At 36.4% G+C, this 16,756-nt stretch carries 16 protein-coding genes and 1 other annotated feature (1 of these 17 running past the window's edge); of the genes, 2 read left to right on the forward strand and 14 right to left on the reverse strand.

Features of this window, described 5'->3' with window-relative positions; genetic code table 11:
• Positions 1 to 236, reverse strand: a binding site (T-box leader); it reaches 20 nt to the left of the window's first position.
• Positions 237 to 386: 150 nt separating this feature from the next.
• Positions 387 to 575 (forward strand): hypothetical protein, encoded by a 189-nt coding sequence (locus D9782_RS18665; protein WP_026681296.1) that lies wholly within the window; start codon positions 387 to 389, stop codon positions 573 to 575.
• On the opposite strand, the gene D9782_RS18670 is transcribed toward D9782_RS18665, so the two are convergent.
• From D9782_RS18670 to hemA, 9 genes are all read right to left on the reverse strand, one after another.
• Positions 572 to 1,582, reverse strand: a complete 1,011-nt coding sequence (locus tag D9782_RS18670; protein WP_026681297.1) for a protein kinase family protein — start codon at positions 1,580 to 1,582, stop codon at positions 572 to 574. The two genes, D9782_RS18665 and D9782_RS18670, sit on opposite strands and share 4 nt — an antisense overlap.
• A gap of 58 nt (positions 1,583 to 1,640) precedes the next feature.
• On the reverse strand, positions 1,641 to 2,795 hold the full coding sequence (gene spoVID / locus D9782_RS18675) for a stage VI sporulation protein D (RefSeq protein ID WP_162986453.1): 1,155 nt from the start codon (positions 2,793 to 2,795) through the stop codon (positions 1,641 to 1,643).
• 241 nt (positions 2,796 to 3,036) lie between these two features.
• Entirely contained in the window at positions 3,037 to 3,234 is a 198-nt protein-coding gene (locus D9782_RS18680) for a hypothetical protein (RefSeq protein WP_121605439.1), read from the reverse strand.
• 531 nt (positions 3,235 to 3,765) lie between these two features.
• Positions 3,766 to 5,001: a glutamate-1-semialdehyde 2,1-aminomutase gene (hemL, locus tag D9782_RS18685; RefSeq protein ID WP_246484774.1), complete on the reverse strand. Its 1,236-nt coding sequence runs from the start codon at positions 4,999 to 5,001 to the stop codon at positions 3,766 to 3,768.
• A gap of 85 nt (positions 5,002 to 5,086) precedes the next feature.
• A complete protein-coding gene (hemB, locus tag D9782_RS18690) occupies positions 5,087 to 6,067 on the reverse strand; it encodes a porphobilinogen synthase (protein WP_121605440.1) in 981 nt (326 codons plus the stop codon).
• Positions 6,068 to 6,073: 6 nt separating this feature from the next.
• Complete coding sequence (locus D9782_RS18695) at positions 6,074 to 6,835, reverse strand: uroporphyrinogen-III synthase (RefSeq protein ID WP_121605441.1); 762 nt, start codon at positions 6,833 to 6,835, stop codon at positions 6,074 to 6,076.
• A complete protein-coding gene (hemC, locus tag D9782_RS18700) occupies positions 6,835 to 7,764 on the reverse strand; it encodes a hydroxymethylbilane synthase (RefSeq protein ID WP_121605442.1) in 930 nt (309 codons plus the stop codon). The genes D9782_RS18695 and hemC overlap by 1 nt, the downstream gene beginning before the upstream one ends.
• Positions 7,765 to 7,784: 20 nt before the next feature.
• A complete protein-coding gene (locus D9782_RS18705) occupies positions 7,785 to 8,603 on the reverse strand; it encodes a cytochrome c biogenesis protein (RefSeq protein ID WP_026681303.1) in 819 nt (272 codons plus the stop codon).
• A 16-nt stretch (positions 8,604 to 8,619) separates the two neighbouring features.
• Positions 8,620 to 9,990 (reverse strand): glutamyl-tRNA reductase, encoded by a 1,371-nt coding sequence (gene hemA, locus D9782_RS18710; protein WP_026681304.1) that lies wholly within the window; start codon positions 9,988 to 9,990, stop codon positions 8,620 to 8,622.
• Between the two features lie 251 nt (positions 9,991 to 10,241).
• Between hemA and D9782_RS18715 the strand changes: the two genes are divergently transcribed.
• Positions 10,242 to 10,724, forward strand: a complete 483-nt coding sequence (locus D9782_RS18715; protein ID WP_026681305.1) for a LiaI-LiaF-like domain-containing protein — start codon at positions 10,242 to 10,244, stop codon at positions 10,722 to 10,724.
• A 63-nt stretch (positions 10,725 to 10,787) separates the two neighbouring features.
• Here the strand turns inward: D9782_RS18715 and D9782_RS18720 are convergent, their stop codons facing one another.
• From D9782_RS18720 to lon, 5 genes are all read right to left on the reverse strand, one after another.
• The gene (locus D9782_RS18720; protein ID WP_162986496.1) at positions 10,788 to 11,510 is read right to left on the reverse strand and encodes an amino acid ABC transporter ATP-binding protein; all 723 of its coding nucleotides are present in this window, start codon (positions 11,508 to 11,510) and stop codon (positions 10,788 to 10,790) included.
• Between the two features lie 40 nt (positions 11,511 to 11,550).
• Positions 11,551 to 12,213 carry an amino acid ABC transporter permease gene (locus D9782_RS18725; RefSeq protein WP_026681307.1) on the reverse strand — a complete coding sequence of 221 codons (663 nt, stop codon included), beginning with the start codon at positions 12,211 to 12,213 and terminating at the stop codon, positions 11,551 to 11,553.
• A 93-nt stretch (positions 12,214 to 12,306) separates the two neighbouring features.
• Positions 12,307 to 13,119 carry a transporter substrate-binding domain-containing protein gene (locus D9782_RS18730; protein WP_205388682.1) on the reverse strand — a complete coding sequence of 271 codons (813 nt, stop codon included), beginning with the start codon at positions 13,117 to 13,119 and terminating at the stop codon, positions 12,307 to 12,309.
• A gap of 496 nt (positions 13,120 to 13,615) precedes the next feature.
• Positions 13,616 to 14,203 carry a ribosome biogenesis GTP-binding protein YihA/YsxC gene (gene yihA / locus D9782_RS18735; protein WP_026681309.1) on the reverse strand — a complete coding sequence of 196 codons (588 nt, stop codon included), beginning with the start codon at positions 14,201 to 14,203 and terminating at the stop codon, positions 13,616 to 13,618.
• Positions 14,184 to 16,520 (reverse strand): endopeptidase La, encoded by a 2,337-nt coding sequence (lon, locus tag D9782_RS18740; protein ID WP_026681310.1) that lies wholly within the window; start codon positions 16,518 to 16,520, stop codon positions 14,184 to 14,186. Before lon ends, yihA begins: the two co-directional genes overlap by 20 nt.
• Between the last annotated feature and the right edge of the window lie 236 nt (positions 16,521 to 16,756).

A 16,756-nucleotide genomic window follows, 5' to 3' on the forward strand; every position in this document is an offset into this window, starting at 1 on the left:
ACTTTCCGTGGTACCACCTTTGTTTACACGCTCCATTGGAGCTGTGCACACTTCATTCATTGATAACGGTAACTAAACGGTTACCGGCTTCTTCTACTTATGCTTTTTAGCATGTGTTCAAAGAAGCTGCATCACGGGCGACCTTCCAACATAATCTTACCAAGGAAATTTTCAGCCACTGATTTCCCTCTCTTCTTTGGCAATTATCTTGTACTCTTCCCATTCAGCGCATTTTCAAGATCATTTTCAAGTAATAGCTTTATTTTATATAGTATAAGTCATTTCGTCAACTATTTTTACCAGTTTTGCACAAATACATGATATCTATACATAGTATATAGAACAATCACAAAAAAACTTAGCGTTTCGAAAGCGAGGTGAAAACGGTGGCACGATATTACCGTTATCGACTCCCTCCATGGGCTAGAACCTGTATTATTGTTATCGAAAGAGTTACCTTGCCAATATTAATTTTCCAATTAATACGTACATTGTTCTTCCCTACAACCTTTGATGTATTTTTATTAGGCTTAATCGTAGGTATATTTATCGCCTTTTATTTGGAATGGATTTAGCTTTCTAAATCGTCCAAATCAAGGGTATCGTATTCTTTTTCCACATATGCTGACAAGCGTAGACCAAATAGTATTCTTCTAAATATGTGTTGTAATGGTATAATTTGATCAATCATTGTTTTTGATGATTGATCATGCTCTTCTACTAACTGTATATATGGAGCAGGGTCGAGAACCTGTATAATTAACATATATAGTTCTTTATTCGTTAGTTTATTTTCATTCATATAGCTATCAAATTCATCTAAGAAAAGGTCAACAGGAGCATCATAATGCACCGTTTCAGATTTATAGAATTGGGATAAATCGAATGGGGCATATTCGTATCGCGCCTTATCCCAATTTATAAGATACATCTGCTCCGGTGATACGATAACATGTGAGGAATTCAAATTACCATGACACAAGCTATAATTCCACTGTTCTTGCTGCTCCTGCTCATTTATCAACTGGTCAATTCTTCGATTGGATTCTTGTAAACTAAAATCGATGTCACGAAAATGTGTACAAACGAGAAGTTCAAAGGGAGACATATAGTGTTTAGCTTCAAATTGTTCCACAAAAAACAACAATTTCTTTTGAAGTGCTTCACATTGCTTCTGATACCCCCGAAAGTTCTGTACGAATGAATCTGTGTCTACAGTTCGAGTTCTCTTTGTCTTCACATGTATATGACCAAGATGACGATAAAAGTTTCCTATCGTATATTTATCAAAAGATGAAAGGGCATTCCCTCTCCAAGGAGATAAATAATAAACCGTTCCTTCATAGATTTCATAAATATTCCCTTCTCTTGTTAAAAAAACAGGAAGAATCGTATGAAGGTTTTGCGTATATGCCTCCTGATATACGTTCTCCCACATAGCCATATCATCAGGTGAAAGCTGACTTTGCTTTAACGCAAACTGTTGCTGGCCATCTTGTACCTTATATAATTTTTCAGTTTCATTTTCTATGTAAAAAGGTTGCACCGAATAGGCATGTAGCACAGCCTTTAAGTCATCCACTTTTTCGTTCACCACCTAATACTGGAAAACCCCTTGACTTAATCGCAAGGGGCAGCATTTATTTTTTCTTATATGGAATATATAATAACTGACCTTCTGTCACATCATAGTCATCATCTAACTGGTTTTGTTTTATTAATTGTAACGCCGAAATTTGATAACGTTCTGCAATAGAATCTATCGTATCCTTCTCTTGAACAATACAGAGTCTCATACGAGCAAATTGATCCACATCAGATTCCCTAAACATATCAGATAAGTAGCCAACATCTTGTACTTGATCTGTTGTATCACGATTATCAGAGCTTTCATGAATTTCGGGAGTGTGCGATGATTCCAGCCAATCATCTGATGTATCATCCACTTCCACCTCTTCATCATGGGAGGAGGATTCTTCAGGTGAGTCAGTTCCAAAGAATTCTGCTAATGATTTTGATTCTTTATATTTCCACCTGTCATCCTCTTCCTGCCCTGCTTTTTCCGTATCATTTGTCTTCTGTTCTATCGAAGCTTCTATTTCTACTTCTTGTGACTCTTCTTCTCTATCTTCTACTACCTGTTTTGACTCTTCTTCTCTATCTTCCACCACTTGTTCTGATTCCTCTCGTTCAGCAGAAAGTATCGGTAAATCGGGTGGTGCCAAATGATCATTGATGGATTCATTTTCTTCAGGGTCTTTGATTTCGAATTGAAAACTATCTGCCTCTTCATTATTCTCCGCATCATTTCCCCAGTCAGAAGTGTATGCATCCCTTTCTGTAACTGTCTCCTCAACTTGTTCACTTTCATTGACACCGTGTATTTCAATTGTTGAATACAAGCGGAACAATGACGGGTTAGGAAGTTCATAATCAAAAGTTTGAATAAAGACACTTACGTCGTTTAAATCTGCAACTCTGTTTGCCGGCACAGAAATTTCCACAGGAAAACGGTGTGAAAAAGCTGCTATATCTTCATCTAAATCTTCAACCACCTCTACATATCGTTTCGATTGCAAGTTTTCTGTTTCAATCGATTCTTCTGCCTCCTGAATGGTTTTTTGATAATCTCCTTTAAGCTCAATTACACCTCTTATGGAAATATACTCATTAAATGAATGTATGGAAATATCCGGCTCTAGCGAAACTCCTCTCATTTCATTAACTTCCTGTCCTTTTTCAAAATAGAGCGTTTCATTCAGCTCAAAACTGAAAACCGGTCGATCCTTAGACAATTCTCTTCCTCCTTTCAGCATATCCACGGCATATGATTATATGTCTTAATTATCTATATGAACAGTTTTATTCGGATATGCTTCCTATATAAATTTAGATAAATCCATATAATAATGTTTATGAACAGACTTTTGTTATTACACTGCCCTTTTAATAAGAAAAACGGAGCAAAATTCGCTCAGTCCTTATCACTACATGCTCAGATTTACGCTTCCTCTAGTAGCTATTATGGAATAATAGCTACTGCTGGACCACCACTCCGGCTGCCCACTTCCCTTTCCGTGGGGTTTGTCCTTCAGCTAACTTTTTTAGCAAAACCCGCTCAAAAAAGTGGATCTTCAGGTCAAACATTTCCCACAGGAGTTGAAGTGGCCGGCCTTCGCTATTATCAGGCTCTACAACGCTAGCATGAAGTAACACAGCTGCTTTTATACTCACGGATAGCGATTTTCACTTTACCCATTGTAAAAAAAGTCAACCTATTACTTATGACAAGAATTGGTGCACCTTCTCATAGCGGAGACTAATTACGTAGACTCCTGTGGGATTAGCGCGAGCCGAAAATCCACTTTGCAACGTGTTCTTCTTTGCAAAGTTAGTTGAGGCCGTGCCCGCGGAAAGCGAAGTAATTAGTCGGAGCATTACCAATATACATCAAACATTTCAAAATAACTACTTGGCTTAACGCAGTCATTGCACTGATTTTATACTTTCTTAACTTAGAACAAAAGCAAAAGCACTCGATTAGAAATATAGCAACTGGAGCGAGTTAACTAAGATAAAGGAATCACGGTAAACTTACGAACCGACGATGACTTATCGTAAGGTGATTCATGAAGTCGCCTAGTTTCTGGGCGCTGGAGCTGGACGCGGCTCACGCCCATATTTATCCACATGGGTTAACTTTTAATTTCCTAGACAATTAAAAAAGCTAATCTCCGTCGTGCAGAGAATAGCTTTTTATGATTGTTATTTAATTTTGGAAAATACCGTATGAATCGCGTTAATTGTTTTCTCAATATCTTCATCCGTATGAGCGGTTGATAGGAATAGGCCTTCAAACTGTGATGGAGGCAAAAATATTCCTTCTTCAATCATCCCTTTATAATATTGAGAGAAATAATCTAGATTGGAAGTCTGTGCTGTTGCGAAATTAGTCACATCTTCATTGGTAAAGAATACCCCAACCATAGAACCAGCACGATTAATATGCAATGGAATATTATATTTAGTTGCAGCTTGGGTGAAGCCTTCCACTAATTGGTCAACCTTCTTATTAATCTCCACGTAGGTTTCATTGGTTAGTGCTTTTAGTGTTTCAATACCTGCAGTCATCGCTAATGGATTCCCTGATAACGTTCCAGCTTGATAGATAGTTCCTGTCGGAGCAACTTTTTCCATTATTTCTCTTTTCCCACCATATGCACCTACAGGAAGACCCCCACCAATTACTTTTCCAAGGCATGTCATATCAGGAGTAACTGCAAAATGTCCTTGTGCACAATGATAGTCAACGCGGAATCCTGTCATAACTTCATCAAATATTAGAACCGTACCATTATTTTCTGTAATCGTCCGTAGCTCTTGTAAAAAGTTATTACGTGGAGGTACAACACCCATATTTCCTGAAACCGGCTCAACAATTACAGCAGCAATATCGTCACCAAATTGTTCGAAGGCATAACGAGTACTTTCCAAATCATTATAAGGAACTGTTATGGTGTTTTGTGCAATTGACTTTGGAACTCCAGGACTATCCGGTAGTCCTAGTGTTGCTACACCTGAACCAGCCTTTATTAATAAAGAATCGCCATGTCCATGGTAATTCCCTTCAAACTTTAATATTTTATCTCTTCCCGTGTAGCCTCTCGCTACACGTAAAGCACTCATCGTGGCTTCTGTTCCTGAGTTTACCATTCTTACCATTTCAATAGATGGAACACGATCAATAACGAGTTGGGCTAGTTCATTTTCTACTAAGGTAGGAGCACCAAAGCTTGTTCCCTTTTCTGCCACCTGCTTTAATTTCTCTACGACACGATCATCTGCATGCCCCAAGATAAGTGGTCCCCAGCTTAATACATAATCAATATACTCGTTTCCATCAATATCTTTCATTTTAGAACCTTTGCCAGATTGCATAAAAATTGGTGACATCCCTACAGACTTAAATGCGCGGACAGGCGAATTTACACCTCCAGGCATTAAATCAACTGCTTCTTTGTATGCATCGCTAGACTTGGTAAAGCTTTTCACAAATAATCACCTCTGTTTTTTAACTGATAAAATGCTATTTATTTAACCATTTTGCAACATCTTTTGCAAAATAAGTAATAATCAAGTCGGCACCTGCTCGTTTCATAGAAAGTAACTTTTCCATCACAAGCTCTTCCTCATTAATCCATCCATTCATTGCTGCAGCTTTTACCATCGAATATTCTCCACTAACATTATAGGCAACAACTGGCACATCAAAGTTATTTTTAACATCTCTTACAATATCTAAATAGGATAGTGCTGGCTTCACAATCAAAAAGTCTGCGCCTTCCTCTACATCGGATTGCGCCTCACGCATTGCTTCCAATCGATTTGCAGGATCCATTTGATACGTTTTTCTGTCGCCAAATTGCGGTGTGCTATCAGCTGCATCACGAAATGGGCCATAGAAGGCTGAAGAATATTTTACAGCATAGGACATAATCGGAATATTTTTATATCCGGCTTCATCCAACGCGCTACGAATGAATGTTACAAATCCATCCATCATGTTAGAAGGGGCGATTATGTCCGCACCCGCTTCTGCCTGTGATACAGCCGTTTTAGCTAACAATTCTAGTGATGCATCATTATCTACATCATGGTTATGAATCACACCACAATGACCATGGGATGTATATTCGCATAAGCAAGTATCAGCTAGCACTAACATCGAAGGAAGTGCCTTTTTAATTAAACGCGTAGCTTCTTGGACAATCCCTTGATCTGTAAATGCACCAGTGCCTTGCTCATCCTTATCCTTAGGTACACCAAACAACATTAATGCTTTTATCCCAAGTTGATCAATTTCTTTTACTTCTCCTAATAATAAATCCAACGATACTTGATAAACACCAGGCATAGATGGTACTTCATTTTTTATATTCTCACCTTCGATAACAAACAATGGATAAATGAGTTCATTAGTGTGCAAATGTGTTTCTCTTACCAATGCCCGCATGGAATCCGAACTTCTTAGCCTGCGATGACGTGCAAACCCTTCTGTAGCTTTCATATTTATCTATCCTCTCTTTTGAATATCGTTTATCATACAAGTTATCATACCATCAATAGTAAATTCATTAGGTACTAATATAGATTGAAATCCCACTTGTTTTGCCCGTAGTTCAGTAGTTGTACCGATGCAGACACAGGGTATATGTGGTATGTGAGAAGTCATCTCTACAAATGCTTCAATAGTTGATGGACTTGTAAATGTAAGATAATCAAAGCTATGTTCTTCTAGAATGCTTGATAATTTATCTTTCATCACTTCATTGGAATAGGTTTCGTATACTACGAATGGTGTAAATAATAGATTTTCTGCTTCCAATCGTTTCGGCAAAATATCTCTGGAGCGATTACCTTGTATCAATAAAATTGGGCCAGGATCACTATATTTTTCCAAGAACTCGGTTGCCATCGTATCTGCATTATAGGCTGAAGGTATAAATTGGGCAGCATATCCAAATTGCTTAAGCTTTTCTTCCGTTTTCCGGCCAACCACTGCTATCTTTACTTGTTGCAAATGTATATCGACTTGATAACGATTGACAAGCTTAAAAAAGCAATCAACCCCATTTGAACTTGTAAAGAAGATCCAGGCAAATTTAGAGATAGACTGAAAAAATTCAAAATGATTCTCCCTATCTCTACAAGCAATGCGTAATAATGGAGCTGAAACAGGTTTACCACCTAAAGCCTTTATTTTCTCAGCAAATGATAGCGCCTTAGTTTGTTCTCGAGTGACGAGAATCTTCCTTCCTGATAATGGCAAGGACATTATTTGTCTAGCTCCTCTTTTACTTTTTCAATAATTTCCTTTGCACCTTGATTCATCAGTCTCTCAGCAGCTTCTTTCCCAACTAATTCTGGATCTGTTCCACGAACAACTTCCTTCAAAATCGTTTTCCCATCAGGTGTACCTACAAGCGCGGTCAAGATTATATCATCGCCTTCTAAATATGCGTAGCCACCAATAGGAACTTGACAGCCTCCTTCAAGAAGATGTAAGAAAGTTCTTTCTGCTGTCACTGTACGCGTTGTAGATGCATCATTAATTTTAGAAAGTAATGCACGAAGTTCTTGATCATCTTCACGACATTCGATAGCTAAAGCGCCCTGTCCAACTGCAGGAACGCAGACATCTGGCTCTAAATATTCTGTAATTAGTTCTTCACTCAAACCGACACGTTTGAGCCCGGAAACAGCTAAAACAATCGCATCATAATCTTCTTCCTTTAATTTTCGAATCCGCGTCTCTATATTTCCTCTGATCCACTTAATACTAACATCTGGACGTGCAGCTAATATTTGTGCCGCTCTACGTAGACTACTAGTACCAACAATCGCCCCTTTCCTTAAATCATGAAGCATAACATTCCCTTCCGAAATAAAGGCATCACGATGATCCTCACGCTCTGGAATGGTTGTAATCACAAGACCATCTGGCATTGTAGCTGGCATATCTTTCATACTATGTACAGCTAAATCGATTTCTTTATTATACATAGCTTGTTCAATTTCCTTAACAAAGAGTCCTTTTCCCCCTACCTTTGATAAGGTAACGTCTAAGATGCGATCACCTTTTGTTACAATTTTTTTTACTTCAAACTCATTTTCAACTCCAGCTTGTTTTAATCTGTTAATCACCCAATTCGTTTGCGTTAATGCTAGATTACTTTTTCTTGACCCAACAACAATTTTACGCACTGTAACTTCCTCCTTAACGACTAAAAGTGAAAATTTGATAAGGTGCTAAATAAAAAGAAATTAATTAATAAAATAAGAAACGCTGCGGTATTATACATTGCTGTCACCTTACCTTTATACCCTTTTAGTAATCTTAAAATCAAGTAAATGATATATATAGCGAGTACAAAGAAAGATCCGATCGTTTTCAAATCAAACCAGTAGAATTCTGCGTTTGACACATATGCCCATACTACACCTAAAATAATAGCAATTAGTAATAATGGAACACCAATTGTTACTGCTTTAAATGAATAATCATCAAGTCTATTTAAATCCCCAAATCTCCACATCCATTTAAAGCCTTTTTTCCGCTTCAGAAGCTGATATTGAATGATATACATTAACGATAATAGAAATGAAAATGTAAAGAAACCATAGGAAATGATGGCAACCGTGATATGAGCAACTAATATCTCATGAACAAGCTGGATACCATGTGTTTCTAAATTTGCCTGTGCATCCAATAGTAAATATAATAATAAGATAAAAAAACTGAAGACATTTGTAAAAAAGACGATAAAATGAATAGGAAATAATTTGTTCGCAATTAACGAAATAGTAACTAAGACCCATGCATAAAAAAACAAACTATCATTTAACGTAATGATTGGAAAGTTATGTTCGATTAGTACTTCGTACAATAAAAAAACGGTTTGTATAACCCAAACCACACTAAGCAACCAGAAGGCAGCTCGATTGACCTTCCGGTTGTCCTGAATAAAATCGATAAAATATCCAATCAAGCTCAAACCATAGATAATCAGTATGAATTCATAAAGCCATTTTAGTTCAATCATACGTGAAATCCTTTCATTATAAAGTTGTTATCTTATCCAACAACGGAAAGGATACCTCTTTCTTCTTGATTGCTGTAACCGAATCATTTTTTTTTGCCTGCTTTGCATATTCAGCTTGTACCTCATCTTCAATTCCAAAAATATCAATGAATAACTGCAGTGTGTCATCAGCATTATGACCAGCAGCTAATTCCTTTACTTGCGTAACAGGTTCTTTCAGAAGTTGATTAACAATGCTTTTAGTATGCTTGTTAATAACTTTCTTTTCTCTTTCTGTCAAATCAGGAATTTTACGTTCAATGCTTTTTACCGTTTCCGCTTGGATGGAAAGTGCTTTTTGCCTTAAAGCCGATATTACTGGAACTACACCAAGTGTTTTAAGCCATTCTTTAAATGATACAATCTCAGCTTCAAACATTAACTCAATTTGTTCGGCAGCATTTTTTCTAGCTTCTAAGTTTTCATCCACGATATGCTGCAAATCATCAATATCATATAGGAAAATATTATCCATCTGACTAATAGCAGGATCTACGTCTCTTGGTACAGCAATATCAACTAAAAACAGTGGGCTACCCTTACGTTCTTTTTGTACAGGTTCAACCATGTCTTTCGTCAGAATTACGGAATCTGAACCTGTTGAAGTAATTACAATATCCGCACTTTTTAATACATGTGGTAAGTAATCCATTGATTCAGATTGTGCAGAAAATTTTGTTGCAAGTACTTCTGCCTTTTCCTTTGTTCGATTAACAACTGTAATTTGCGTTGCGCCAGAGCCTTGGAGGTTTTTGGCAGCAAGTTCCCCCATTTTCCCTGCTCCTAAAATGACTACATGTTTATGTTGTAAGCTGCCGAAGATTTTTTTTGCTAACTCTACTGCAGCATAACTAACAGAAACTGCGTGTTCGCCTATAGACGTTTCCTTTTGTACTCGCTTACCAAATGTAATAGCCTGCTTGAACAATTCATTAAAAATGGTACCTGTTGTTTCCATTTTTTGAGCAGTTAAAAACGCTTGTTTTACTTGTCCCAAAATTTGTGTCTCACCTAAGACCATGGAATCTAGCCCTGTGATTACACGAAATAAATGCTCCATCGCACCATCATCTTCTGTTATTCGTAAAAAGGGTGCGAACTCGTTCTTATCTACTTGAAACCAGTCCGCTAAAAATTGCTTAATATAATAGCGGCCTGTGTGAAGTTGATCAACTACAGCATAAATCTCGGTACGATTGCATGTGGAAACAATCACATTTTCCAGAATGCTCTTTTGTTTCTTCAACGTAACCATAGCATCATGAAGATCTTCTTCTGAAAATGCAAGCTTCTCCCTTATTTCTACAGGGGCTGTTCTGTAATTAAACCCAACTTTTAAAATATGCACACTATCTACCCCCAAAAATCCTAGCTAATCCATACGTACTTTAAATAGAAAGTTTTACTTAATAATTAGTATAAACTAAAACCTTTGCTAATTTCCATTATAACATGATTATTTATTTACAATTTCTTTAAATGTGAACATAATCTGAAACAATATGGTAGAGTAATTATAGGATTATTAACACGAATGTACTTTATCATAATGGCATAAAAGAAGCAAGAATCTGAAATGCAGCTACATGAGGTGAAAGCTTGAAAAAACAACAAACTTTAACTGCTTATTTACTAATTGGTATCGGTGTGTTTTTTCTATTACAACAATTAAACATCCCCATACTATCTAATTTTTATTCATGGCAAACAATAATCATTCTAATTGGGCTTGTATTACTTATCCATAGCTATGTTACAAAAAGTTATCAAAATTTATTTACTGGTACAGTAATCTTAGGATTAGGTATACATTTTTATGGGATTGCTTATTATTCCTTTTGGATAGATCATTGGGCCATGTATCTCCTTATCGTGGGTATAGCATTTATCATCCGCTATTTACATACGAAAGAGGGAATCATTCCTGGTTTATTACTTATTGTTTTTGCTATTATTATGCTTTTTTCTATTCAACTGCCGGTTTGGTTTAATTGGATCTATATCGTTGTAGAATATTTAGAACGATTTTGGCCAGTTATTCTTATTGTCTTAGGCTTGTATCTATTGAAAAGGAAAAAGTAAGTCTAGCCTAAAAAAAAGACATCTGCATTAGTTTAAGCAAATGTCTTTTTTTCATACGTTGTTTTATAATACAGAGCTCAGAAAGGCCTGTGTCCTTTTTTCTTTTGGATTATCAAATAATTCATTTGGGCTGCCAACCTCAATAATTTTACCTTCATGCATATAGACAGCCCAATCAGCAACCTCACGGGCAAATCCCATTTCATGTGTTACAACAACCATAGTCATCCCCTCTTCTGCCAATTCCTTCATTGTTGCTAAAACTTCTCCCACCAATTCAGGATCTAGTGCGGAAGTTGGTTCATCAAACAGCATGACATCCGGTTTCATTGCTAATGCTCTAGCAATTGCCACACGTTGTTTTTGACCACCAGATAAAGTGGAAGGATACACATCATACTTGTCTCCTAAACCAACTTTCTCTAATAAATATTTCCCTTCTTCTATTGCCTCCTGTTTCGTTTGTTTTTTAACCTGGATGGGAGCCTCGATAACATTCTGCAACACCGTCATATGTGGAAATAAATTAAAGTGTTGAAACACCATACCTACTTTTTGTCGTATTTTGTTTAGATCATGGGTATTCTTTTCAATTTGTTCTCCCTCAATGATTATTTGTCCACTGTTTTTTATTTCTAAAAAGTTCAAGCAACGAAGTAGCGTGCTTTTACCAGAACCACTAGCACCAACTAGAACGACAACATCACTTTCCTTTACCGTTAAATTTATATTCTTTAAAACATGTAAGTTGCCAAATGATTTATTTAACTTATTAACTTTAATCATTTCTTGGTTGTTCAATGTATCCATTTCTTTCCTCCTCTAATTAATCACTACGTGCGAGCTTTTTCTCAGTTAGATTCACCACATAGGTTAGAATGAGTACAATCAAGAGATAGTAGATTGCTACAGTTAAATAATATGGTAGATAATCAAAGCTATTCGATCCCATCGTACTTGCTACTCCAAATAAATCCTGCATTCCAATAAAAGAGACTAAGGAAGAATCCTTAATACCTATGATAAATTGATTTCCCAAAGAGGGAACTGCTCTGCGAAAAGCTTGCGGGAGAATAATTCTTCGCATCGTTAATCCTCTGCTCATCCCCAGTGAGCGACCAGCTTCACGTTGTCCTTTATCAATTGACTGGATAGCACCTCGGATAATTTCAGCAATATAAGCACCACTATGAAAGGCTAAACCGGCTGCTCCTGCCCAAAACATTGGTATAAGTAATATATCAGTAAGACCATAAAAAAGAATAAAAATTTGCACAATAAGTGGAGTACCTCTTACTATCCAAATATAAGCATCCGCTATCCATTGCAGTATTTTTATATTTGAAATCTTCAATATTGCAAAAAACAAACCAATGATAAAGGCTATTAATAAAGAAACAACAGATAGCTTAATCGTTATCCATAGTCCATCTAAAAATACATCTATGCTCCCTGTAAAAATCTCAAAAAAGTGTGTGATTGCTGACAAATCATATTTCCCTCCCTTAAAGATGGAAGTGTGCGCAACTTTTTGCGCACACTTGTAACCTTCTGTATCCTATTCTATTATTCAACAAACAGCTTAATCCACAGTTTCTGGTTTTTGTGTAATGTCACCACCAACCCATTTTTCAGAAAGCTCTTGAAGCTCTCCATTTTCCTTCATTTCCTGTAATGCCTCATTAACCGCCTTTAATAACGCATTATTGTCTTTTCCAATAGCAATCGCTTGTTCGCTTACTCCAAGCTGACCTCTATTTTCTATTTTTAACCCATTATCAATCGCAGTTATTCCCGTGACATCGTCCGTTATGACAGCATCATGATGCCCTTTTGCCAAAGATTGTAAGGCTACTACATCACTATCAACCTGTGGAATGTTATCTGTATATTCCGTTGCCATTTCGATATATGTCGTTCCTCGCGCAACAGAAACCTCTTTGCCTTCAAGATCCTCAGGTGCTTGAATTTCACTGTCTGGCCTAGTATAAATTACTGGACCTGAATAATAATAAGGTTGGGAGAAATTAACCTGCTTTAAACGTTCCTCTGTTATCGTATGACTGGCAACCGCTATGTCGTACCTTCCTTCTGTAACTCCTGTAACGATCCCAGAGAATTTTGCACGCTGTGGATTGGGTTCTAATCCTAATTTATTAGCAATTGCCTTACCAACAGCAATATCATAGCCTACCATCTTCGTCCCCTCCATGTAACTGAAAGGTTTAAATTCTCCAGAAGCAGCAAATGTAAGCTTTCCATCCTCTACAAGCCAGAAGGCATTTTTTTCACTTTCTGAATCACCCTCTGATGAAGTTGAACCTTCATCTGACCCACAAGCAGCAAGAAACAACATTAATAAAAAGACAAATATTGTAATATTCAGTTTTTTCAACAGGTAAACACCCTTTCTAATTCTTAGTGAATTGCTCAGAAGAGATCGCATTTTTCTTAATTGCGCACCAATAAGTAAAATTATAACAATGTTAATGATTAATCACCAATTGGCTATAGGCGAGTCTCATATCTTTAAAGAACAAATGAATATTCTATCAGGTTATAACTCTATTTCTCTTACACATACCCATAAATACTAAGTTATACTCCTGAATTCTAAAAATTTAATATTATTTCATTTATTGTTTATAATAAAGATATTTTAAACTTCCTTTCCTGTAGGAAGTTTAGTAGGACATCCCTTTTGCAAAAATGAAAGTGAAGAAGCTCGTTTTATTATTCGGAATCGAGGTCCTATAGACCTTGTTCGAGCTTTCGTTTCCCTCTTACTATAACTTCTAAATAGAAATAGTGGGCAAAATCATCCGTTCGATGACTTTACCCACTTATCTTCGTATGTTTATCTGAATTTCTTTTGTCTTACCTGCATTTATCTATTGACCGATATGATTCCTAATAATTGACCATGCCTGATCCTTTCCCTCTCCAGTTTCGGCTGAGAAAGGTAATAAAACATCATCTGATTCCATTTGTAGTACAGACTTTGTCCGTTTGATATGTTTGGCACGTTTACTTTTAGGTACTTTATCCAATTTGGTTGCAATTACAATGACTGGTAACTCATAATGTTTAAGATAATCATACATTTGAATATCATCTTTTGTAGGTTCATGACGGACATCCGTAATAAGAAGGACTGCTTTTAATGATGAGCGCTTTTCGAAATACTCCTCCATCATTTTACCCCATTTTTCTCGTTCTTTTTTTGATACTTTTGCATAACCATAACCAGGAACATCTACAAAATAGAAACCATTATTTATCTTATAGAAATTAAGTGTTTGTGTTTTACCTGGTTTAGAAGAAGTTCGAGCTAAATTTTTTCTGTTAATTAATTTATTAATGAAGGACGATTTTCCAACATTAGATCGCCCCGCCAAGGCAATTTCTGGGAGGTGATCATTTGGGTATTGTTTTTCACTTACAGCACTAATTACTATTTCAGCGTTTATTACTTTCATTCTTCTCCCCCACTAACGCGTGTTCTAATACTTGATCTAAATGACGAACAGGTATAAACCTTAAATCATTCCGAACACTTTCAGGAATGGATTCAATATCTTTCTCATTTTCCTCTGGAATGATTATCGTTGTTATACCTGCACGATGAGCACTTAAAGACTTTTCTTTAAGCCCACCAATCGGTAATACTCGTCCTCTTAATGTAATTTCTCCAGTCATTCCAACTTCCTTCTTTACCGCTCGTCCAGTTAACGCAGAAACTAACGCAGTTGCCATCGTTATACCTGCGGATGGACCATCCTTAGGGGTTGCGCCTTCAGGAACATGTATATGAATATCACTATTTTCATGAAAGGAAGGATCTATATTTAATTCCTTGGATCGAGACCGTATATAACTAAATGCTGCTTGAGCGGATTCTTGCATAACATCACCGAGTTTTCCAGTAAGTGTCAATTTCCCTTTACCAGGATAATGAGATACCTCAATTGATAACGTGTCTCCCCCAGCTGCAGTATATGCAAGACCTGTTGCAGTCCCAATCTGATTCTCTTGCTCGATTAACCCGTAACGGTACAATGGTTTTCCTAATAGTGTTTCAATACTATTATTAGTAACAATTACACGTTTCTTCTCTTCGGAAATAATAATTTTAGCTGCCTTTCTACAAAGGGTAGCCAATTGTCTTTCTAAATTACGTACTCCTGCCTCTCTAGTGTATGTACGTATTAATTTTAAAAGTGCATCATCGCGGATTTGTAAATTACTTTTCTTCAACCCATTTTCTTTTAACTGCTTCGGCAATAGATGCTGCTTCGCTATATATTGCTTTTCGACTTCTGTATATCCGGCAATAGAAATTAATTCCATTCGATCTAATAATGGCTCAGGAATATTATTTACATAATTTGCTGTTGCTACAAATAGTACATTGGAAAGGTCATAAGTCTCTTCAATAAAATGATCACTGAAATTGCTATTTTGCTCTGGATCAAGCACTTCTAACATTGCAGATGAAGGATCACCACGGAAATCATTTGACATTTTGTCTATTTCATCTAATAAAAAAACAGGATTTACCGTTTTTGCCTTCTTCATTCCTTGAATAATCCTACCGGGCATGGCACCAATATAAGTGCGTCTATGTCCTCTTATTTCAGCCTCATCCCTAACTCCTCCAAGGGAAATTCGAACGAAATTACGGTTTATTGATCTAGCAATGGATTTTGCTAATGAGGTTTTCCCAACCCCAGGTGGTCCAACTAAACACAATATAGGTCCTTTTATTGAATTGGTTAATTTTTGTACAGCTAAATATTCTAGTATTCGTTCCTTTACCTTATCAAGACCATAATGGTCTCTATCTAATATTTCCTCTGCATATTCAATTTCGATCGTATCCTGTGTTTTTTCTGTCCAAGGTAATGATAATAACCATTCTAGATAGTTGCGGATTACAGAACTTTCAGCAGAACTTTGTGGTACTTTTTCATACCGGTCTAATTCTTTCCATGCAACATCCCTAATATTATCTGGCATATCTGATTGATCAATTTTTTCTTTTAACTGACTTACCTCACCTGACTTACCATCTTTTTCACCTAATTCTTTTTGAATAGCTTTTAGCTGCTCACGTAAATAAAATTCTTTCTGTGTTTTTTCCATAGATGTTTTTACACGTTGTCCGATTTTCTTTTCTAAATCAAGGACCTTCTTTTCATTTGAAATTATTCGAACTAACTGCTTTAATCTATCCTTTACATTTGTTGTTTCTAATAGCTCTTGCTTTTCTTTTATTTTCAAGGATAAATGCGAGGTAATCATATCCGCTAATCTCCCAGGTTCTTCAATATCGGAAACGATGTCGAAGGTTTCATGAGTGAGTTTTCTAGATACTTTAATGTATTGCTCAAATTGGTTTAACAGTGAGCGCATGAGGGCCTCTTCCTCATGATAGTCAGTTTGAATATCTTCTAACTTTTTGATTTCGACCACGAACTCTTCGTTTTGTTCCACATAACGGACTATTTCTCCACGATAAAGTCCTTCGACTAATACACGTATTGTTCCATTTGGAAGCTTTATCATCTGTTTAACCGTAGCTAGCGTACCTGTAGAATAAATATCTTTTGGCTCTGGCTCTTCCAGCCTGTCTTTTTTCTGTGCAGCGAGAAAGATTTCCTGATCATCCATCATTGCTTTCTCTAATGCTGCAATTGATTTAGCACGACCCACATCAAGATGTATTACCATAGATGGAAATACTAAAAGTCCGCGTAAAGGAAGGAGGGGAAGCTGCATGTTTTCTTTTGTCATGATATGTACCTCCAAAACTATGTAATCAATATTTCACATTTTTTCATATGTGCTTAAAGTTTATATAAAAGTCTTAAATTTGTAAATCAATATATCGAATTTGTTTTAGTTGCTATTCTTATGATTCGCTTGCTCAAGATAAATATACAATTCAGTCATGAAAAGAGACTGACTTGGTTACATGAAAACGTGTAATAAAGTCAGTCTCCTTAACATCAGTATTCAACTTAGATTTA

This window comes from Virgibacillus sp. Bac332 (assembly GCF_003667785.1).
GTDB lineage: Bacteria > Bacillota > Bacilli > Bacillales > Amphibacillaceae > Virgibacillus > Virgibacillus salarius.